Genomic DNA, 18,604 nt, shown 5'->3' with positions numbered 1-18,604 from the left:
AGTGTAGCGTAAGCCCTTCGGACGTACAAAAAGCAACGGACGGCCAGGCTCGCGCCTGCCGTCCGTTGTGGCGGAAAAACGCCGCTTAGTTCGGGTTAGGGATGCTGACCGGTACCGGCGCGGTGACGGTGCGGCCGTTACCCAGCTGGCCGTTGGCGTTCAGGCCCCAGGTCCACAGCGAATTGTCGGTTTTCAGGCCGGCGCTGTGGTTGTCGCCGGCGCTGATGCCGATCCAGGTGGTGTCGGTGCCGATCTGGATCGGCGCCACGGCGTCGAAGCCGCCGTCACCGAGCTGGCCGTCGGCGTTCGAGCCCCAGGCCCACAGCGTGCCGCCCTTGCGGACTGCCAGCGTGTGCAGGCCGCCGGCCGATACCAGCGTCCAGTCCTTGAAGTCGCTGATCTGTACCGGCGCGGTCACAGTGCCGGTGCCAGCGTTGTTGCCGACCTGGCCGGAACCGTTGGCGCCCCAGCCGTACAGCACGCCATCGGTGCCGATTGCCATCGAGTGGTTGCCGCCGGCCGCCACCGAAGTGTAGGTCAGCGTGCCGACCTTGGTTGGCGTCGATTGGCCGGTGGCGCTGGTGCTGGCGTTGCCCTGCTGGCCGAAGTTGTTGTCGCCCCAGGCCCACAGCGTGCCGTCTTTCTGTACGCCCAGCGAGTGGGCGCCGCCGGCGCTGAAGGCAATCCACACTGCGGTGTTGGTCTTGTCGGTGCCACCGACCTTGACCGGCGCCTGGCGACCGATCACGGTCAGGTCACCCAGCTGGCCGGAGCTGTTGCGGCCCCAGGCCCACAGCGTGCCGTCGGATTTCAGCGCCAGCACGTGGGTCTTGCCGGCCGAAACCGCCGTCCAGTTGGTGTCCTTGCCGATCTGGGTCGGCACCGAACGGTTGGCCGAGTCGCCCAGGCCCAGCTGGCCATTGGTGTTCAGGCCCCATGCCCACAGCGTGCCGCCGGTGGTGGTAGTGCTGGTACTGGTGCCGGCGCGGATGCCGACCGCGAACTGGTCGCCCACGGCCACCGAACGCCAGGTGGTGGTGGCGGCGCCGTTGTTGACCAGCACCGGCGTGGTGCGCTCGGTGTTGCTGCTGTCACCCAGCTGGCCCCAGTTGTTCTGGCCCCATGCATACAGCTTGCCGTCATAGCGGCGGGCGATGGTCTGGAAGCCGCCTGCCGACACTTGCTGCCATGGCGCGGTAATCGTGACGTTGACCGAACCCACCACACCCTCCTGGGTGGCGGTGATGGTTTCGGTGCCGACCGAGACGCCGGTGACGCGGCCGTTGGCGGTGGCCACCGACGCCACCGTGGCGTTGCCGCTCTTGGTGGCCCAGGCCAGGCCGCCGGCCACGGTCAGCGCCTTGGTGCTGCCGTCCGAATAGGTACCGGTCGCCGTGGCGTCCTGGAAGGTGCTGACCGGAACGGTGGTCGAGCCCATGGTGATGGCGATGCTTTTCAGCGTGGCCACGGCCGGGGTGGTGGTCTTGTTATCGTCGCCACCGCCGCCGCAAGCCGCCAGCACGGCAAACAGGGGCGCCAGCAGCAGGGAGGAGAATTTAAAGTTTTTCATGATCTTCCAGTTCACAGAATGAGGTCTGCGGAGCAAGCAGTGTAGCCCGGCACGGCGGCCCTGCATCGCAAGAGCAGGCCTGAATTATCCACCTTATTACGCCGATACGGTTATTTAACAACATTTCTTTTGAGAACGGACGAAAAAAAAGCACCCGAAGGTGCTTTTTTGAAAAGATTACTTGCGTCCACGCGGCGCGCTGGCTACCGCACCGCGTCCCGGATTGCCGCCCTTGACTGGCGCCGGCGCCGCTTTCTTGACCTTGATGGTATCCAGGATCGACGGCTTGGCCTTGGTTTCGACCGTGGCGCGCGCGGTCAGCGAACCGGTCAGCGCATTCGGCTTGCCGCGAACGCCGGCCACCGGCGTCCGGCCGGCGCCACGTTTGCCTTCGCCCGGCGCCATCATCGGCATCGCGCGCTTGCCCTGCGAGGCCTTGAAGTTTTCCTCGCCCACCACGTACGGCGGGATCAGGTGGCGTTCGCCGGTGCCGATCAGGTCGGCGCGACCCATGCGGCGCAGCGCGTCGCGCAGGATGGGCCAGTTCTTCGGATCGTAGTAGCGCAGGAAAGCCTTCTGCGCCTGACGCTGTTTCAGCGTGCGCGGCGTGAACACTTCCTCAGAATCCTCGGTCACCTTGTGCAGCGGGTTGCGGCGCGAGTGATACATGGCGCTGGCCATGGCCATCGGCGTCGGCATGAAGGTCTGCACCTGGTCCAGGCGGAAGTTGTTCTTTTTCAGCCACAGCGCCAGGCTCAGCATGTCTTCATCGGTGGCGCCCGGGTGGGCGGCAATGAAGTACGGGATCAGGTACTGCTTCTTGCCGGCTTCCAGCGAATACTTCTCGAACAGCGCCTTGAATTCATCGTAGGCGCCAATGCCCGGCTTCATCATCTTGTTGAGCACATTGGTTTCGGTGTGCTCAGGCGCGATCTTCAGCAGGCCGCCGACGTGGTGGGTCACCAGTTCCTTGACGTATTCGGGCGAACGCACCGCCAGGTCGTAACGCAGGCCGGACTGGATCAGGATCTTCTTGATGCCAGGGATCTCACGCGCGCGGCGGTACAGCTTGATCAGCGGATTGTGGTTGGTGCCAAGGTTGACGCAGATCGACGGATACACGCACGACAGGCGGCGGCAGGTGGTTTCGATCTCCTTGTCCTTGCACGACAGGCGGTACATATTCGCGGTCGGGCCGCCGAGGTCGGAAATGATGCCGGTGAAGCCCTTGGTCTTGTCGCGGATATGCTCGATCTCGCGCAGGATCGACGGTTCCGAGCGGCTCTGGATGATGCGGCCTTCGTGCTCGGTGATCGAGCAGAAGGTGCAGCCGCCGAAGCAGCCGCGCATGATGTTGACCGAGAAACGTATCATTTCCCACGCCGGGATGTTGGCGTCGCCATAGCTCGGGTGCGGGCCGCGTGCGTAATTCATGTCGTAGACGTTGTCCATCTCGTCCATCTGCAGCGGCAGCGGCGGCGGATTCATCCAGACATCGCGGTCGCCATGGCCTTGCACCAGCGCACGCGCATTGCCCGGATTCGATTCCAGGTGGAACACGCGCGAGGCGTGCGCGTACATGATCGGATCGTTGGACACGGTTTCGAACGACGGCAGGCGCACCACGGTCTTGTGGTGCTTTTCCAGTTCCATCGCGCGGCGTTCCTCGCGGCTCATGATGCGGATGGTCTTGACCACCTCGGCTGGCGGCGGTGGTGGCGCGGCAGCGGCCTTGGTCGGCTCGACCATGGCTGGGTTGACCTCGGCAGCCGGCTTGCCATCGTTGCCGGTGGCGCAGGTGGGCGAGTTCGGCTCGACCATCAGATACGGGTCGATATGCTTGTCGATCTTGCCCGGCGTATCGACGCGGGTGCTGTTGTGCACGCCCCACTCTTCGCCCGGCATCCAGCCGGCCGGCACCAGGAAGGAAGTGCCGCGCAGGTCGCGGATCTGCTTGATCGATTCCCCGTCGGCCATGCGGCGGGTCAGGTCGACCAGTGCGCGTTCGGCATTGCCGAAGATCAGCATGTCAGCCTTGGACTCGAACAGCACCGAGCGGCGCACCTTGTCCGACCAGTAATCATAGTGGGCGATGCGGCGCAGCGAGGCTTCGATCGAGCCGATCACCACCGGAATGCCCGGATAGGCTTCGCGGCAACGCTGGGCGTAGACGGTGACGGCGCGGTCCGGGCGCTTGTTCGGCTCGGCGTTTGGCGTGTAGGCGTCGTCCGAGCGCGGCTTGCGGTCGGCCGTGTAGCGGTTGACCATCGAGTCCATATTGCCGGCGGTGACGCCGTAGTACAGGCGTGGCTTGCCGAGCGCGCGGAAGGCGTCGGCCGACTGCCAGTCCGGCTGGGCGATGATGCCGACGCGGTAGCCTTGCGCTTCCAACAGGCGGCCGACCAGGGCCATGCCGAAGCTCGGATGGTCGATATAGGCGTCGCCGGTCACCAGGATGACGTCGCACTCGTCCCAGCCGAGCGCATCCATCTCTTGACGGGACATCGGCAGGAAAGGCGCGGTGGCAGCGCGGGCAGACCGCTTCGGGACGGCCGCAAATAAATTAGTTGGGGGATTCATGGGGCGGTATTGTACCGGAATTACCCCCACTCCGCTCACGGGTGTTTGAAAAAATTCTTTTACTTTTCAAATACTTGGAGAAACAATGTCAAATTCCCATGTTTGACAGAATGGTGCCCAGTTCGCGCAGGCCCGACTCCAGTTTCGGATGCTCGGCGGCGAATTTGGCCGACAACTCCTGGCTACGCTCGGCCAGCCCATAGGTGGTGGACTCGCCCGGTTCGGTGTTGACGCCCCGTTCCAGCAACGTGGTGATGTCGCTGTTCAACTGTCGCAGCAGGTCTTGCAGCTCCTCATCGACCGGCCCCGCATCGGCCAGGTTGGCGTGCAGGTTCTTGAGCGAGGTTTTCAGATTGCTGTCCATAGTATTTCCCAGTTTTAAAATTTGGTGGCCAGGTAGAGTGCTTCGACCTGTGCCCTGGCCCACGGCGTCTTGCGCAGGAACTTCAGGCTGGACTTGACGCTCGGATCGCTGCGAAAGCAGTTGATGTCGATCCGCTGGGCCAATTGCTCCCAGCCATAGTATTCCTGCAAACGGGTCACGATCGCTTCCAGCGTGACGCCGTGTAATTGGTTGTTCATATCTTACTCAAAAATCAAAAAGGCCGGCTTTGATTCTACACAAATCAAGGCCGGCCCCGGGTGTAACACTTAACCGATCTTATTTTTCAGTCAAGCCACGACGTTCCAGCAGTGGCTCGATCTTGGCGTCGCGGCCGCGGAAGTTGCGGTACATCTCCATCGCATCCATGGTGCCGCCTTTCGACAGCAGCATCTTGCGGAAGTAGTCGCCGTTCTTGCGCAGCATGCCGCCGTTCTCGTTGAACCATTCGACCGCGTCGGCATCCAGCTTCTCGGCCCACAGGTAACCGTAGTAACCGGCCGAATAACCGCCGGCGAAGGTGTGCGAGAAGTAGGTGGTGCGGTAGCGCGGTGGCACCGGCGCGTAATCGACGCCGGCGTCCTTCAGCGCAGCCGCTTCAAAGCCCAGCACGTCGGTCGGGATCTGCGACACGCCCAGCTGGTGCCATTTCTGGTCCAGGATCGACGCCGCCAGGTACTCGGTGGTGCGGAAGCCTTCGTTGAATTTCTTCGACGCGACCACTTTGTCCAGCAGTGCCTGCGGCATCGGCGCGCCAGTCTGGTAGTGCTTGGCGTAGTTGGCCAGCACGGCAGGCGTCACCGACCACATTTCGTTGACCTGCGACGGGAATTCCACATAGTCGCGCGGCACGCGGGTGCCGGCGAAGCGCGGGTACTTCACGTTCGAGAACATGCCGTGCAGCGCGTGGCCGAATTCGTGGAACATGGTGCGCAGTTCATCGTAGGTCAGCAGCGTCGGCTCGCCGTCGGCCGGCTTCGGAATGTTCAGGTGATTCGCCACCACCGGATGGGTGCCCATCAGCGACGATTGCGATACATAGGCATTCATCCAGGCGCCACCGCGCTTGTTGGAGCGGGCGTAGAAGTCGGCGATGAAGATGGCCAGCTGCTTGCCGTCGGCGTCGAACACATCGAACACGCGCACGTCCGGGTTGTACACCGGCAGGTCCTTGCGCTCCTTGAACGACAGACCGTACACCTTGTTGGCGGCGAAGAATACGCCGTTGGTCAGCACGCTGTTCAGCTCGAAGTATGGACGCAGTTCGTTCTGGTCGAAGTTGAAGCGTTCGGCACGCACCTTGTCGCTGTAGAAGGCCCAGTCATGCGCGGCCAGCTGGAAGCCGCCGTTGGCCTTGTCGATCGCCTGCTGGATCTCCGCGCCCTCTTTTTTCGCATTGTTGACGGCCGGCTTGGCCAGCTCGCCCAGCAGCTTGTTGACGGCAGTGGTGTCGTGCGCGGTCTGGTCTTCCAGCGAGTAGGCGGCGAAGTTAGGATAGCCCATCAGCGCGGCTTTCTCGGCACGCAGCTTGACGGTGGCCAGCACCACTTGCGTGTTGTCGAATTTGCCGCCATGACTGCCACGCGCCATCGACAGCGCCATCAGCTTCTCGCGCACCGCGCGGTTGGTCAGCACGGCCAGGCTGGCCTGGCCGGTGGTGTTCACCACCGGGATCAGGAACTTGCCTTCCTGGCCCTTGGCGGTAGCAGCCTTGGCGGCAGCGTCGATGGCCTTGTCCGACATGCCAGCCAGTTCTGCGCGGCTGTCGACGATCAGCGCCGACGCGTTGGCTTCTTCCAGCACGTTCTGGGCGAAGGTGGTTTGCAGTTTCGCCAGCTCGCCGTTCATGGTTTTCAGCTTGGCCTTGTCGGCTTCCGACAGCTGCGCGCCGGCGCGCACGAAGTCGGTGTTGTAGCGTTCCAGCAGGTACTTGGATTCGGCGTCCAGGTGCAGCTTGTCGCGCTTGTCGTACAGCGACTTGATGCGGGCGTACAGCTTGCCATTCAAGCGGATCGCGTCATTGTGCGCGGCCAGTTTCGGCGACAGCTCGCGCTCCAGCGCCTTGAAGGTATCGTTGGTGTTGGCGCCCGACAGGTTGCCGAACACGCTCGATACGCGCGACAGCAGCTGGCCGGATTTTTCCATCGCCACGATGGTGTTGTCGAAGGTGGCTGGCTTCTTGTTGTTGGCAATGGCTTCGATTTCCGCCTTCTGCTGGCGCATGCCTTCTTCAAATGCTGGCGCGTAGTCCTCGTTCTTGATCTTGTCGAAGGCAGGATAGTTGAACGGCAGCGTGCTGACCTTGGCGAACGGATTCGAAGCTGGCAGCATCGATGCAGGTTCCGCCGCGTGCGCGACGTTGAAGACGGCAGCGATGCTGGCGGCGATGATGATGTTGGTGTGGTTCATGCAGTTATCCTTATAAACTATTTAGATCATTTGCCGTTCAGGCCACGGCGCTCCAGCAGCGGCTCGATCACAGGATCGCGGCCACGGAAGTTGCGGAACAGGTTCATGGCATCGTCGGTGCCGCCGCGCGACAGCAGCTTGGCACGGAACCAGTCGCCGTTCTTGCGTTGCAGGCCGCCGTTTTCCTTGAACCATTCAACGGTGTCGGCATCCAGTTTCTCCGACCACAGGTAGGCGTAATAGCCGGCCGAGTAGCCGCCGGAGAAGCTGTGCGAGAAGTAGGTGGTGCGGTAGCGCGGCGGCACTGGCGCGAAGTCCACGCCCATGTCTTTCAGCGACTGCGCCTCAAAGCCCAGCACATCGGTCGGGATTTGCGCCGGCGTCAGCTGGTGCCAGCGCTGGTCCAGCAGCGAAGCTGACAGGTACTCGGTGGTCATGAAGCCCTGGTTGAATTTCTTCGACGCGACCACCTTGTCCAGCAGTTCTTTCGGCATCGGCGCACCGGTCTTGTAGTGCTTGGCGTAGTTGGCCAGCACTTCCGGCCATACCGCCCACATCTCGTTGACCTGCGATGGATATTCGACGAAGTCGCGCGGCACGCTGGTGCCGGAGAAGCGCGGGTACTTCACGTTCGAGAACATGCCGTGCAGCGCGTGGCCGAATTCGTGGAAGGCGGTCTTCACTTCATCGTAGGTCAGCAGCGTCGGCTCGCCGGCCGGCGGCTTGGGAATATTCAGGTGATTGGCCACCACCGAGTGGGTGCCCAGCAGCGAGGATTGCGACACGTACTCGTTCATCCAGGCGCCGCCCTGCTTGTTGGAGCGGGCATACATATCGGCCAGGAAGATCGCCAGCTGCTTGCCGTCGGCGTCGAACACATCGAACACGCGCACGTCCGGGTTGTACACCGGCAGGTCCTTGCGCTCCTTGAAGCTCAGGCCATACAGCTTGTTGGCCGCGTAGAAGACGCCGTTGACCAGCACATTATCCAGCTCGAAGTATGGCTTCAGCTGGTTCTCGTCGAAGGCGAAGCGCTGCGCGCGCACCTTGTCGGTGTAGTAGGCCCAGTCCGAGGCGGCGATCTGGAAACCGCCTTTTTCGGCATCGACCACCGCTTGCAGGTCGGCAGCTTCCTTCCTGGCGTTGTTGACCGCCGGCTTGGCCAGCTCACCCAGCAGCTTGTTGACCGACGCGGTATCGTGCGCGGTCTGGTCTTCCAGCGAGTAGGCGGCGAAATTGGCGTAGCCCAGCAGCGTGGCTTTCTCGGCGCGCGCCTTGGCGATCTTCAGCACCAGTTCGCGGTTGTCGAATTCACCGCCATGGCTGCCGCGCGCCAGCGACAGCGCCATCAGCTTTTCGCGCACCGCGCGGTTGGTCAGTTCCGCCAGCGGCGGCTGGCCCGAGGTATTGACCACGGCGACGAAGAATTTGCCATCCAGGCCCTTGGCCTTGGCCGCTGCCGCAGCGGCGTCGATGGCAGCGTCGCTCATGCCGGCCAGGTCGGCGCGGTTGTCGACCACCAGGCCGGAGGCGTTGGTTTCCTTCAGCACGTTCTGGGTGAAGGCGGTTTGCAGTTTCGCGATGTCGCCGTTGATGACTTTCAGCTTGGTCTTGTCGGCGGCCGACAGGTTGGCGCCGGCGCGCACGAAGTCGGTGTGATAGCGTTCCAGCAGGTGCTTCGATTCGGCATCCAGCTTCAGCGCGTCGCGTTTTTCGTACAGCGACCTGACGCGCGCCCACAGCTTGGGATTCAGATAGATGGCGTCTGCATGCGCGGCCAGCTTCGGCGACATTTCGCTGTCGACGGCATCCAGTTTGTCGTTGGTGTTGGCGCCTTGCAGGTTGTAGAACACGGTCTGCACGCGGATCAGCAGCGCGCCGGATTTTTCCATCGCCACGATGGTGTTGTCGAACGTCGGCGCCGCCTTGCTGTTGGCGATGGCATCGACTTCCTTCAGTTGCTGGCGCATGCCTTCATTGAACGCCGGAATGAAATGCTCGTCCTTGATCTTGTCGAACGCTGGATAGTGGAACGGCAGCGTGCTGGCGGTGGCCAGCGGGTTGCCGGCCAGGCTGGCGGCCGGAGCGGCCAGTACGGTTTGCGAAAATGCCACGCCCAGGGCGGCGGCAACGACAAGCATATGAGGTCGGGTCATGAAGATCTCTATTCTCTTATGAAGGGCAGGAAAAATGCTGGAACGCTTAAAAGTTCAGCATGGAAGCGTCAGATCATAGCAGCGGGAAACGGTGGGGTCACTGGCAAAAAATGCTGCACTGCACTTTCTTGGAATCATGCGGAAATTTCCGAACAATACTTTGTCCGTTCGGAAATTACCGTTGAATATGACGGGAAAATAAGGGATGCACTAATGCAATCTGCATTTAGCGTTTGAACAGCGCCTCGATGCGGCGCTCCGGCAGGAACCAGAGGAAAGCGACCAGAATGTAGAGCCCGAACGAGATCCACACGTGCAGGAAAGCAGTGAAGATGGCGATCAGATACAGCGCCACCGATGCATAGCCCTTGCGCTCCTTGGCCAGCGCCACCGTGATCACCGCATCGCTGGGATTGCACACGATCAACGCTTTCTCCAGCAAGGTATAGGCGATGGCCGACATGAACAGGACCGCGCCATACAGCGCTACCGTCAGCGGCGCGAAATCGTTCTCACCCATCCAGCCGGTGGTGAACGGCACCAGCGACAGCCAGAACAGCAAGTGCAGGTTGGCCCATAGCACGCGGCCATCGACCACCGAGGAAGCGGTCAGCATGTGGTGATGGTTGTTCCAGAAAATCCCGACATACACAAAGCTCAGCACATAGCTGCAAAACACCGGCAATACAGACTGCAGAGCATGCCAATCCGCCCCATGCGGCGCCTTCAGCTCCAGCACCATAATCGTAATGATGATCGCGATCACGCCATCGCTGAATGCTTCCAACCGGTTCTTGCCCATAAGTGTCCAATGCAGTCTTTATCTTCAGAGCAAGATAACCGTGCTGCCAGGCTTCGATCCGGCAGCGGCCATCTTGCGATCCAGAGTATAGACTGTAGACCCGTGCACTGAGGCTATGGCTAAATGGAGACTATCGCCGGATTTTCCCGGAAACCCAAATGGCAGCAGCAGCGCCGGGAGCGTCTGTAACGGGTTTATTCTTCGCGGATTTCCGCTTCCACCAGTTGTCCCAGCAGCACCAGCGATTCCTGCCAGCCGAGGTAGCATGCCTCGGTGGGAATCACGGCGGGGATGCCTTCCTGTACCACCTTCATCTCGACGCCGCAGAACACCGCGCGCAGCGTGACGGTGGTTTGCATCGGTCCCGGCAGGTTGGGATCGTCAAACTGCGCGGTGTAGCGCAGCTTTTCGCCAGGCACCAGTTCCAGGTATTCGCCGCCGAAGGAATGGCTGCCGCCGGTGGTGAAATTGGTGAACGACATCCGGTAGGCGCCGCCCACCCTGGCATCCAGCTGGTGCACCTTGCCGATGAAGCCATGCGGCGGCAGCCATTTGGCCAGTGCATCCGGATCAAGGAAAGCGCGGTAGACGCGCTCGGCGCTGGACTTGAGCACGCGCTGCAGTTGTACGGTATTGGTGGTCATGGTCGATTCCCTTCAAAAAAAGTTGGCCTACCTCCACGACGAACGAGGGTAGCGGAAATCGACACACGCCGCTACTGCAGACTTAATTCCAGCGCCTGCTCGTCCAGCGTGCGGTTGCGGCCAAGCATTTTGGCGCTGTACAGCAGGGAATCGGCGCGGCGCAGCATGGATTCCACCGTGTCGTGCTGGCCTTGCAGCAGGGTGATGCCAGCACTGTAGGTCAGCGGCATGCCCAGCTCGCGCGGTCCGGCCTCGGCCAGCCAGACGCGCAGGCGCTGGTCGTAGGCACGGATCGCTTCCAGGTCGGCATCGCGCTTCAGCACGCTGAATTCCTCGCCGCCGTAGCGGCAAACCAGGTTGCGCTGACCGCCGACGGTGTTCATGCCGTCGACAAACAGCTTCAGCGCGCGGTCGCCGGCTTCGTGGCCGTAGGTGTCGTTGATTTCCTTGAAGTGATCCAGGTCCAGCAACAGCACGCACAGCGGTTGCTGCAAGCGCTGGCTGTCGCTGACGACCAGCGTGGCGCGCTCCAGCCAGGCGCGGCGGTTCAGCGCGCCGGTGATGCCGTCGGTGCTGGCCTGGCGCTCCAGTTCGCGCTGGGCCTCGTCGCGGTGCGCCAGCAGGATGCCGACCAGCGACATTACCACCGTCACATTGGTGGCCAGCGCGAACGTTACATTCGCCGGATGCGGGGTGAAGAAATTCGGGAACAGTTCGGTGTAGAAGGCGCCCAGCACGCCGCGCGAGGCGGTCACCACCATCTGTACCAGCAGCGAAGCCACCAGCAGCCAGCGCCAGGCGCCGACCGGCACCTCGGTTTTGCGGCACAGCGCCACCACCACCAGCGCCACTTGCAGGGTCAGCAAGCCATTCGCCCAGCCGACGCGGAACGGATAGCTGTCAAAGCCGATGCAATAGCCGACCGTCATGATAAGCGCGATGATGGCCGGCGCCCGCGCCACCGTCGCACGGCCGCACCACAGGTCGAAGGCGATGGCGCTGTAGGCCAGGCCGCCAGCGATGCCGCCCATGGCCAGCGTCGACAGCAGGCGGTCGATGGCTGAGCCGGACTCGACCTGGCCGGAGACCATCAGCAGCACCCAGCCCAGCGTTTGCAGCAGGATGCCGATCTGCGCCCGCCGCGCGGCCAGGTTGACCTTGCCCATCACCGCCAACAATGCGGCGGCGATCGCCAGCAGGTTGAGCGTCATGGCTATGAGCAAAGAAGCAACATCAAGATGCATACGGGAAGGCAAAAGAGGGGAAGGCGTGCAGTATAGCAAGCTCGACTGGGCTACACTCTGAACTTACATCCCTTAACAAACGGAAGCATGCATGGAAAATTACGCGGAACTGCTGGACACGCTGACGCAGCAAGAGCAAGACTTACAATTCACCGCCTTCAGCAGCGACACCGCACTGGCGCTGGGCCTGAAGATTGTCGAGCTGGCCAAGGCGCGCGACAAGGTCATCACGGTCAATATCACCATCAACGGCAAGGTGCTGTTCCATCACGCCATGCAGGGCGCATCGGCCGACCAGGCTGAGTGGATACGGCGCAAGAACAATGTGGTGGCGCGCTTCGGCCGCTGCTCGTTTTATGTCGGTATCGATCACAAGCAACGTGGCGTGGTGTTCGAAGACATCCAATACCTGCCACCGGTGGACTACGCTGCCAACGGCGGCGCCTTCCCGATCACCATCAAGGATACCGGCATCATCGGCACCGCCACCGTCTCCGGCCTGCGCCAGGCCGAAGACCACGCCCTGGTCATCGAAGCCCTGCGCGCCGTGCTAATTTAAGCAATCGAGTGCATCTCATCCCAGGCATCGACTGCTTGCTGCATATGCAGCCAACTCTCGCTGGTCGTTTTTAAAAACAGGGCAATGCTGCGCGCGCTATCTATCGAAAGCGCACGCTTCTCTTGGAGCAAATCGGACAGATCGGCCTCACTCAAACCAATACGTTGCGCAAACTCGCCTTGTGTCATTTCCAGGGCAGGCAACACGTCCTCCCGCAATATGGCACCAGGATGAGTGGGACGCCGGCGGGGATCTCGTAAGGATTTCATCAATGATAGTCCTCCAGATTAACTTCAATTGCGTCATTCTGATCAAAACCAAAAGTGATGCGCCAGTTGCCTGATACATGCACGCTAAAAATTCCCAAGCGCTTTCCCTTCAAAGCGTGGAATTTGTAGCCCGGCAAATCCATATCCTCTGGGCAAACACTGCTATCCAGACGTTCGATAATTCGCTCGATCCGCGCGGAAAATACAGCAGGAATTCCCCGTCTGTCACGACGTGCATAGAACCCGTAAAGTCCTTTATGCTTGAATGAGGTAATCACCTTGCGCTCCGTGTAGATTAAACCTCAATCTAACGGTTCGCAATCGCCGCGCGTTTGCGCTGGCGCAGATGATCAGTAGTGCGGTGGGCGTTCGTGGGGGAGCTGGCCGCCGCCGTTGTTCTGGGCGGCGTTGCGAACGTGCTGGACCAGTGAGGCGCACAGTTGCTCCAGCTTGTCGATCTGCTGCTGTTGCTCGTGGATGCGCTGGCTGAGCGAGTCCACCATGTCTTCGGCGTAGGCCAGTTTGATTTCGATGTCGATGAAGCGGTCTTCGGTATTCATGGTTGTTCCTTGTCGGGTTTCGGCGTGGCCAGCAGTTCCTTCATGCGCGCCAGGCGTTCCTTCGGCGTCAGCACTTCGGATTCCATCGGCACGGCCGTGCCTTCATCCAACTTCATTTCCTTGATGAAGCGCGACGGGTCGCAGTGTACCTGCTCGCCCGCGCGCTTGCGTTTCTTGCACCAGGTGATGTGCAGCGTGCGCTGCGCACGCGTGATGCCGACGTACATCAGCCGCCGCTCTTCCTGCACCCGCGCGGCGATCGATTCGGCCGGCGCGTCGGCGTCGCCCTTGTGCGGCAGGATGCCCTCTTCCACGCCGACCAGGAACACGTGCGGATACTCCAGCCCTTTCGACGCATGCAGCGTCGACATGCGTACTGCATCCGGGTCTTCGTCCTGGCCTTCCAGCATCGACATCAGCGCCACCATCTGGCTCAGCTCCAGCACATTCTTTTCCTCGCCGTCGCGGTCTTTGCCGCCGCGCCCGCGATCCTTCAGCCAGTTGACGAATTCCAGCACGTTCTGCCACTTGCTCTGGGCCGCGCGCTCGTCGAACATATCGTATAAATAGTTTTCATAATTAATCGCCTCCAGCAGGTCATCCAGCACCTGCGCCGCGTTGTCGCCGCTGCCCGCCGGGCCGGGACGGCTGGCGCGCGCTTCCAGGTTGTTGATGAAGTTGCAGAAGTCGCGCAGCGGATTCAGTTGGCGATCCGGCAGCAGGCCCTCGATGCCGCCCTTGAACACCGCTTCGAACAGCGAGCATTGCCATTGGCCGGAGAAGGTGCCCAGCGTTTCCATGGTCGACTGGCCGACACCACGGCGCGGCGTGGTCACCGCGCGAATGAAGGCCGGATCGTCGTCGGTATTCGCCAGCAGCCGCAGATAGCTGATGATGTCCTTGATTTCCGCTTTGTCGAAAAACGACTGGCCGCCGGAAATCGTGTACGGAATACGCTCCTTGCGCAAGGCCTGCTCGATGATACGCGCCTGGTGATTGCCGCGATACAGGATCGCGTAGTCCGACCACTTGTTCTTGCGCGTGAAATGGTCGACCGAGATCAGCATCGCCACCTGGTCGGCTTCGGCGTCATCGGTCGGCATCGACGTCACCTGGATCGGCTCGCCCAGGCCGTGCTCCGACCACAGCGATTTCTCGAACAGCTTGGGATTGTTGCCGATCACCGAGTTGGCCGCCTGCAGGATGCGCGTGGTGGAACGGTAGTTCTGTTCCAGCTTGATCACTTGCAGGTCGGGGAAATCGGTCTGCAAGGTCTTCAGGTTTTCCACCGAGGCGCCGCGCCAGGCGTAGATCGCCTGGTCATCGTCGCCCACGGCGGTGAACATCGGCTTCTTGCCGATGCCGGTCACCAGCAGCTTGACCAGCTCGTACTGGCAGGTGTTGGTGTCCTGGTACTCGTCCATCAGCAAATAGCGCAGGCGGCGCTGCCACTTGTCGCGCACCGGATCGTTGTTGCGGAACAGTTCCACCGGCAAGCGGATCAAATCATCGAAATCCACCGCCTGATAGGCCGACAACGTCGCCACATAGCTGGCGTAGACACGCGCCGACTGCGCCTCGTCCTCGTCCTTGGCCTGGTGCAGCGCGGTCATCGGGTCGACCAGGCCGTTCTTCCAAAGCGAGATATCGGTCTGGATGCGGCGTACCACCTGCTTGTCGGTGGTCAGCGCCATATCCTGCACCAGCGAGCCGCAATCGTCGGCGTCCATGATCGAGAAGCGGTCCTTGAGGCCGACGCCATTGGCTTCCTGGCGCAAGATCTTCACGCCCAGCGAGTGGAAGGTCGACACCGTCAGCTGCTTGGCCTGCTTCGGCTGTTTCAGCAGCTTGGCGATACGCTCCTGCATCTCCAATGCCGCCTTGTTGGTGAAGGTCAGCGCGGCGATGGTGCGCGGATCGTAGCCCCGGTCCTCGATCAGGTGGGCAATCTTCTGCGTGATGACGCGGGTTTTGCCCGAGCCGGCGCCTGCCAACACCAGGCATGGACCATCCAGGTAGGTAACAGCCTGGCTCTGAGGCAAATTAAGGCCGAAAACGGGAACTTTGGTGGACATCGGACGAGGGCTAGTAAAACAGACAAACAGCCCCACATTGTATCAGTCGCGGCGGCCGCCACTGATATGCCGCATGATGCGGCGCTGATGATGCGCTAACATGCGGGAATCGCGGCCACCGCCTAACCTTATACTGGTTGCAATTATGAAATTTGAACACTTAATCGAAGTCAACGACCCACTCAATCCGCTGATCGATGTGCTGAGCGTCAAGCAAGTCTGGGCCGGCCTGGTGCTGCGCGCCGAGTCGCCGAAACTGTTCGTGCCGCATCTGGACGAGGCCATCATCGACGAGCGCAGCGACCACGGCTTCCGCCGCCGCCTGCGCTACGGCGAGCTGGTGGTGGAAGACCGGGTGGAGCTGGAGCCGATGCGCCAGGTGCGCTACCGCGTGGCCGCGCAGCAGGACATCGCCGAGTCCAGCCTGACCATGACCATCGAGCAGCCGACCGAGGACACGCTGTTCGTGCGCTTCCAGTACGAGGACAGCCACGACGCCGCCACCGACGAAGCCAACGCCATGTACGATGAATTCCGCCGCTCGGCTTATGTCGAGTCGGACATCGACACCATCGGCATGCTGCGCGAACTGGCGCAGCAGGGCCGGCTGGACGCCATGCTGAACTAGTCGGCCAGCGCCGCGCGCCCCCACACCTGCGCCATGCGCAGCGGCGGGGCGTGCAGCGCGGCCACCTGCGCGCTGCTCAGCACTTCGCGGATGGCGTGCAGTGCATTGCGGGTATCGCGTTGCAGGAACACCTGCAGCGGTGCACCGCGCGGCCCGATCACCGACTCCACATGCGGCGTGGTCGATTGCAGGCCACGGCGCGACACCACGCCCACCTCGCCGTTCACCATGCGCACCCAGGTGCCGATCGGATAAATCCCCAGTTCACGTATCACCAGCGACACCAGGTTGGTGTCCAGTGTGGTGCGCGCCTCCAGCAGCATGTCGCGCAGCGCGCCGTTGGGCGTCAGCGGCGGCTTGTAGCGGCGCTCGGAAATGCGGGCGCAATAGCGGTCGGCCAGCGCCACCAGTTTCGACAACAGCGGAATCTGCGCACCCACCTTGCCATGCGGGTAGCCGCTGCCGTCCTCGTTTTCGTGATGATGCAGCACGCATTGCAGCCATGCTTCGTCGTTGACGCCGGCCTGGCGCAGTAACTGCACGCTGCGCTCCGGGTGCGCCTGCATGCGGATGCGGTCCAGCGGCTCGGCGTCGTCATGCCAGCGCTGGTGATACGCCAGCATGCCGACATTCATCGTCAGCGCCGCCAGCGTCACGGTCATCACGTCGTTGCGCGAACGCTGGCGGGCACGCGCCAGCAGCACCGCGATCACTGCCGTGTTGACGCTATGCCGCGCCGCATACGGCGCTGCCTGCTGATTATGCAGCACGCTGGCGGTGGCGATATCGGCGTTGAGGTCGACGGCGGCGTGCACCAGCAGCGCGATGTCGTCCAGCTTGCGGACAACATCCGGCGGCGCCACGCCCAGCGACACGGCTTGCAGCAAGGTGTGCAATTCAAGATAGGCTGCGTTCAGCTTGCGCAGCACGGACGGTGGTTCGGGCGCCTCCTCAGGCGGCTGGCCGTCTTCAAACACGCCGCGCTCGATCAGATAGGCGATCTGGTTGGCGCTGGCGATCAGGTGTCCCTTGCGAACCAGCAAAGCGCCATTTTCACCGTACACATCCCACGGTAGCAGCATGCCCAACTTTAAATCCGCTGCTGTCACTTTACGTATGTTCATGGGTGAAGCATACGGCTTTTCACGTGAGAATGTGTGAGTTTTTTTGTATCTTTGATTTAAAAATAAGGATCAGGGAGCGGGCGTACAGTCGACGCAAGGGCAGTCATGCGCCGGCTCATGTTCCAGATGGTGGGCCAGGTCGCGCAGCGCAGTGCGCACGCCTTCCTCCACCACCGGATGGTAGAACGGCATGTCCAGCATGGCGTCCACGGTCAGTCCTGCCTGGACTGCCCAGGACAACAGATGGCCGATATTTTCCGCGCGCGGCCCGATCATCTCGGCGCCGAGGAAGCGGCCGGTATGGTACTCCGCATATACGCGCAGCAGGCCTTTGTTCTGCAACATCACGCGGCTGCGGCCCTGGTTGTGGAACGACACCTTGCCGACGGCAAAACGGCCGGCATGCGTGACGCACAATTCGCTGTAGCTGCTGCCCATGGTGGCGATCTGCGGCTCGGTGAAGGTGATCGCCAGCGGCGTGCGGCGCAGGCCCGGCTGCACGTCAGGATAGCGCGCCGCGTTGGCGCCGGCGATGCGGCCATGGTCGGCGGCTTCCGGCAGCTGCGGGCGCTCGTCGTTGGCGTCGCCGGCGATGAAGATGGCGGACGTGCCACACTGCATGGTCTGCTTGTCGTAGACAGGAATGCCATGATGGTCGCGCTGTAAGCCGGTGTTTTCCAGGCCCAGCTGATGCACATTCGGCCGGCGGCCGATGGCCGACAGCAGGTAGCTGAAGTGTTCGGTGTGCTGGTCGCCGTTGGTGTCTTCGCTGGTGACAGCCAGGCCATCGCCCTGCTGTACCACTTTCACCACCTTGGTTTTGAAGCGCACGTCCAGTTCGTCCAGCATGGCGCTGCGCGCCACGTCCAGCACTTCCGGATCGCTCAGTTGGGCAACGCTGCCGCCACGGCCAAAGATGGTGACGCGCACGCCGAGGCGATGCAGCGCCTGGCCCAGTTCCAGCCCGATGACGCCGGTGCCGGCCACCGCTACCGATTCCGGCAGGTCGTCCCAGTAAAACACTTCATCGCTGGTGATCACGCGCGGGCCGGCGGCGCGCCACTCGTCCGGCACGATCGGCGTCGAACCGGCGGCGATGACGAAGCGTTCCGCCTCCACCACGGTGTGATCGTCGATTTGCAGCCGGGTCGCGCTGAGGAAGCGGGCATGGCCATGCAGCTTGTCCTCGGCCGGATAGCCGTCCACGCTCTCGACCACGAAACCGACAAAGCGGTCACGCTCGCTGCGCACGCGCGCCATCACCGCCTTGCCGTCGATGCGCACGTCACCCGCATGAACGCCGAACCCGGCCGCCGCCTGCAACATGTGTGCCGCGTCGGCGGCGGAAATGAGAAGCTTGCTCGGCATACAGCCGACGCGCGCGCAAGTGGTGCCGTAGACATTCCCCTCGATGAGCAGAGTTTGCTTGCCGCCGGCCTTGGCGGCGCGATAACCGGTCATGCCGGCGGTGCCTGCGCCGATGACGGCGACTTCAGTGCGTAAGGTTTTCATGGAATAAGTCTACTCCTGATTGCCAATCGTGTTTTACTTCAAAGCAAATCAGTATTAGTATTACTTATCGTTTTCAAATTTTATAAGTTT

General features: G+C 62.0%; 17 protein-coding genes. 2 read left to right on the top strand and 15 right to left on the bottom strand.

Going from position 1 to position 18,604, the window contains the following annotated elements; all coding sequences use genetic code 11:
- Positions 1-85 precede the first annotated feature (85 nt).
- The 9 genes from BLS51_RS25200 to BLS51_RS25160 form a co-directional block, all read right to left on the bottom strand.
- A complete protein-coding gene (locus BLS51_RS25200; RefSeq protein ID WP_090190588.1) occupies positions 86-1,570 on the bottom strand; it encodes an RCC1 domain-containing protein in 1,485 nt (494 codons plus the stop codon).
- A gap of 177 nt (positions 1,571-1,747) precedes the next feature.
- Positions 1,748-4,075 (bottom strand): YgiQ family radical SAM protein, encoded by a 2,328-nt coding sequence (locus BLS51_RS25195; protein WP_217636493.1) that lies wholly within the window; start codon positions 4,073-4,075, stop codon positions 1,748-1,750.
- Positions 4,076-4,238: 163 nt separating this feature from the next.
- Positions 4,239-4,514, bottom strand: a complete 276-nt coding sequence (locus BLS51_RS25190; protein ID WP_090190593.1) for a DUF4404 family protein — start codon at positions 4,512-4,514, stop codon at positions 4,239-4,241.
- Between the two features lie 14 nt (positions 4,515-4,528).
- On the bottom strand, positions 4,529-4,732 hold the full coding sequence (locus BLS51_RS25185) for a VF530 family protein (protein WP_090190596.1): 204 nt from the start codon (positions 4,730-4,732) through the stop codon (positions 4,529-4,531).
- 79 nt (positions 4,733-4,811) lie between these two features.
- Positions 4,812-6,941, bottom strand: coding sequence for a M3 family metallopeptidase (locus BLS51_RS25180; protein WP_090190599.1), 2,130 nt, complete (start codon positions 6,939-6,941; stop codon positions 4,812-4,814).
- A 26-nt stretch (positions 6,942-6,967) separates the two neighbouring features.
- Positions 6,968-9,097, bottom strand: a complete 2,130-nt coding sequence (locus tag BLS51_RS25175) for a M3 family metallopeptidase (protein ID WP_229207749.1) — start codon at positions 9,095-9,097, stop codon at positions 6,968-6,970.
- A gap of 226 nt (positions 9,098-9,323) precedes the next feature.
- Positions 9,324-9,899, bottom strand: coding sequence for a TMEM175 family protein (locus BLS51_RS25170; RefSeq protein ID WP_090190605.1), 576 nt, complete (start codon positions 9,897-9,899; stop codon positions 9,324-9,326).
- A gap of 194 nt (positions 9,900-10,093) precedes the next feature.
- Complete coding sequence (locus BLS51_RS25165) at positions 10,094-10,543, bottom strand: SRPBCC family protein (RefSeq protein WP_090190607.1); 450 nt, start codon at positions 10,541-10,543, stop codon at positions 10,094-10,096.
- 71 nt (positions 10,544-10,614) lie between these two features.
- Complete coding sequence (locus BLS51_RS25160; protein ID WP_090190610.1) at positions 10,615-11,754, bottom strand: GGDEF domain-containing protein; 1,140 nt, start codon at positions 11,752-11,754, stop codon at positions 10,615-10,617.
- Between the two features lie 124 nt (positions 11,755-11,878).
- On the opposite strand from BLS51_RS25160, the gene BLS51_RS25155 reads away from it, so the two are divergent.
- Complete coding sequence (locus BLS51_RS25155) at positions 11,879-12,346, top strand: heme-degrading domain-containing protein (RefSeq protein WP_090190613.1); 468 nt, start codon at positions 11,879-11,881, stop codon at positions 12,344-12,346.
- On the opposite strand, the gene BLS51_RS25150 is transcribed toward BLS51_RS25155, so the two are convergent.
- From BLS51_RS25150 to BLS51_RS25135, 4 genes are all read right to left on the bottom strand, one after another.
- Positions 12,343-12,615, bottom strand: coding sequence for a HigA family addiction module antitoxin (locus tag BLS51_RS25150; protein WP_090190615.1), 273 nt, complete (start codon positions 12,613-12,615; stop codon positions 12,343-12,345). The two genes, BLS51_RS25155 and BLS51_RS25150, sit on opposite strands and share 4 nt — an antisense overlap.
- Complete coding sequence (locus BLS51_RS25145; RefSeq protein WP_090190618.1) at positions 12,615-12,893, bottom strand: type II toxin-antitoxin system RelE/ParE family toxin; 279 nt, start codon at positions 12,891-12,893, stop codon at positions 12,615-12,617. The genes BLS51_RS25150 and BLS51_RS25145 overlap by 1 nt, the downstream gene beginning before the upstream one ends.
- A gap of 72 nt (positions 12,894-12,965) precedes the next feature.
- Positions 12,966-13,175, bottom strand: coding sequence for a SlyX family protein (locus tag BLS51_RS25140; RefSeq protein ID WP_090190621.1), 210 nt, complete (start codon positions 13,173-13,175; stop codon positions 12,966-12,968).
- A complete protein-coding gene (locus BLS51_RS25135) occupies positions 13,172-15,250 on the bottom strand; it encodes a UvrD-helicase domain-containing protein (protein ID WP_090190623.1) in 2,079 nt (692 codons plus the stop codon). The genes BLS51_RS25140 and BLS51_RS25135 overlap by 4 nt, the downstream gene beginning before the upstream one ends.
- A gap of 145 nt (positions 15,251-15,395) precedes the next feature.
- Here BLS51_RS25135 and BLS51_RS25130 point away from each other — a divergent pair, with 145 nt between their 5' ends.
- On the top strand, positions 15,396-15,878 hold the full coding sequence (locus BLS51_RS25130) for an SRPBCC family protein (RefSeq protein ID WP_090190626.1): 483 nt from the start codon (positions 15,396-15,398) through the stop codon (positions 15,876-15,878).
- On the opposite strand, the gene BLS51_RS25125 is transcribed toward BLS51_RS25130, so the two are convergent.
- Together BLS51_RS25125 and BLS51_RS25120 are read right to left on the bottom strand one after the other, a co-directional pair.
- Positions 15,875-17,002 (bottom strand): HD-GYP domain-containing protein, encoded by a 1,128-nt coding sequence (locus BLS51_RS25125; protein ID WP_090190629.1) that lies wholly within the window; start codon positions 17,000-17,002, stop codon positions 15,875-15,877. The genes BLS51_RS25130 and BLS51_RS25125 overlap by 4 nt on opposite strands.
- A gap of 69 nt (positions 17,003-17,071) precedes the next feature.
- Positions 17,072-18,514, bottom strand: coding sequence for a dihydrolipoyl dehydrogenase (locus BLS51_RS25120; protein ID WP_090190632.1), 1,443 nt, complete (start codon positions 18,512-18,514; stop codon positions 17,072-17,074).
- Between the last annotated feature and the right edge of the window lie 90 nt (positions 18,515-18,604).

This window comes from Duganella sp. OV510, assembly GCF_900100205.1.
In the GTDB taxonomy this organism is placed as follows: domain Bacteria; phylum Pseudomonadota; class Gammaproteobacteria; order Burkholderiales; family Burkholderiaceae_D; genus Rugamonas.
This window is presented reverse-complemented; position numbering and strand designations above follow the sequence as displayed.

What these genes read in the sequence shown, in the direction of transcription:
- BLS51_RS25125 (WP_090190629.1), bottom strand. Translation starts at nt 17,002, where the DNA reads ATGAACATACGTAAAGTGACAGCAGCGGATTTAAAGTTGGGCATGCTG.
- BLS51_RS25190 (WP_090190593.1), bottom strand. Translation starts at nt 4,514, where the DNA reads ATGGACAGCAATCTGAAAACCTCGCTCAAGAACCTGCACGCCAACCTG.
- BLS51_RS25130 (WP_090190626.1), top strand. Translation starts at nt 15,396, where the DNA reads ATGAAATTTGAACACTTAATCGAAGTCAACGACCCACTCAATCCGCTG.
- BLS51_RS25170 (WP_090190605.1), bottom strand. Translation starts at nt 9,899, where the DNA reads ATGGGCAAGAACCGGTTGGAAGCATTCAGCGATGGCGTGATCGCGATC.
- BLS51_RS25140 (WP_090190621.1), bottom strand. Translation starts at nt 13,175, where the DNA reads ATGAATACCGAAGACCGCTTCATCGACATCGAAATCAAACTGGCCTAC.
- BLS51_RS25150 (WP_090190615.1), bottom strand. Translation starts at nt 12,615, where the DNA reads ATGAAATCCTTACGAGATCCCCGCCGGCGTCCCACTCATCCTGGTGCC.
- BLS51_RS25175 (WP_229207749.1), bottom strand. Translation starts at nt 9,097, where the DNA reads ATGACCCGACCTCATATGCTTGTCGTTGCCGCCGCCCTGGGCGTGGCA.
- BLS51_RS25160 (WP_090190610.1), bottom strand. Translation starts at nt 11,754, where the DNA reads ATGACGCTCAACCTGCTGGCGATCGCCGCCGCATTGTTGGCGGTGATG.
- BLS51_RS25200 (WP_090190588.1), bottom strand. Translation starts at nt 1,570, where the DNA reads ATGAAAAACTTTAAATTCTCCTCCCTGCTGCTGGCGCCCCTGTTTGCC.
- BLS51_RS25185 (WP_090190596.1), bottom strand. Translation starts at nt 4,732, where the DNA reads ATGAACAACCAATTACACGGCGTCACGCTGGAAGCGATCGTGACCCGT.
- BLS51_RS25180 (WP_090190599.1), bottom strand. Translation starts at nt 6,941, where the DNA reads ATGAACCACACCAACATCATCATCGCCGCCAGCATCGCTGCCGTCTTC.
- BLS51_RS25135 (WP_090190623.1), bottom strand. Translation starts at nt 15,250, where the DNA reads ATGTCCACCAAAGTTCCCGTTTTCGGCCTTAATTTGCCTCAGAGCCAG.
- BLS51_RS25165 (WP_090190607.1), bottom strand. Translation starts at nt 10,543, where the DNA reads ATGACCACCAATACCGTACAACTGCAGCGCGTGCTCAAGTCCAGCGCC.
- BLS51_RS25120 (WP_090190632.1), bottom strand. Translation starts at nt 18,514, where the DNA reads ATGAAAACCTTACGCACTGAAGTCGCCGTCATCGGCGCAGGCACCGCC.
- BLS51_RS25195 (WP_217636493.1), bottom strand. Translation starts at nt 4,075, where the DNA reads ATGTCCCGTCAAGAGATGGATGCGCTCGGCTGGGACGAGTGCGACGTC.
- BLS51_RS25155 (WP_090190613.1), top strand. Translation starts at nt 11,879, where the DNA reads ATGGAAAATTACGCGGAACTGCTGGACACGCTGACGCAGCAAGAGCAA.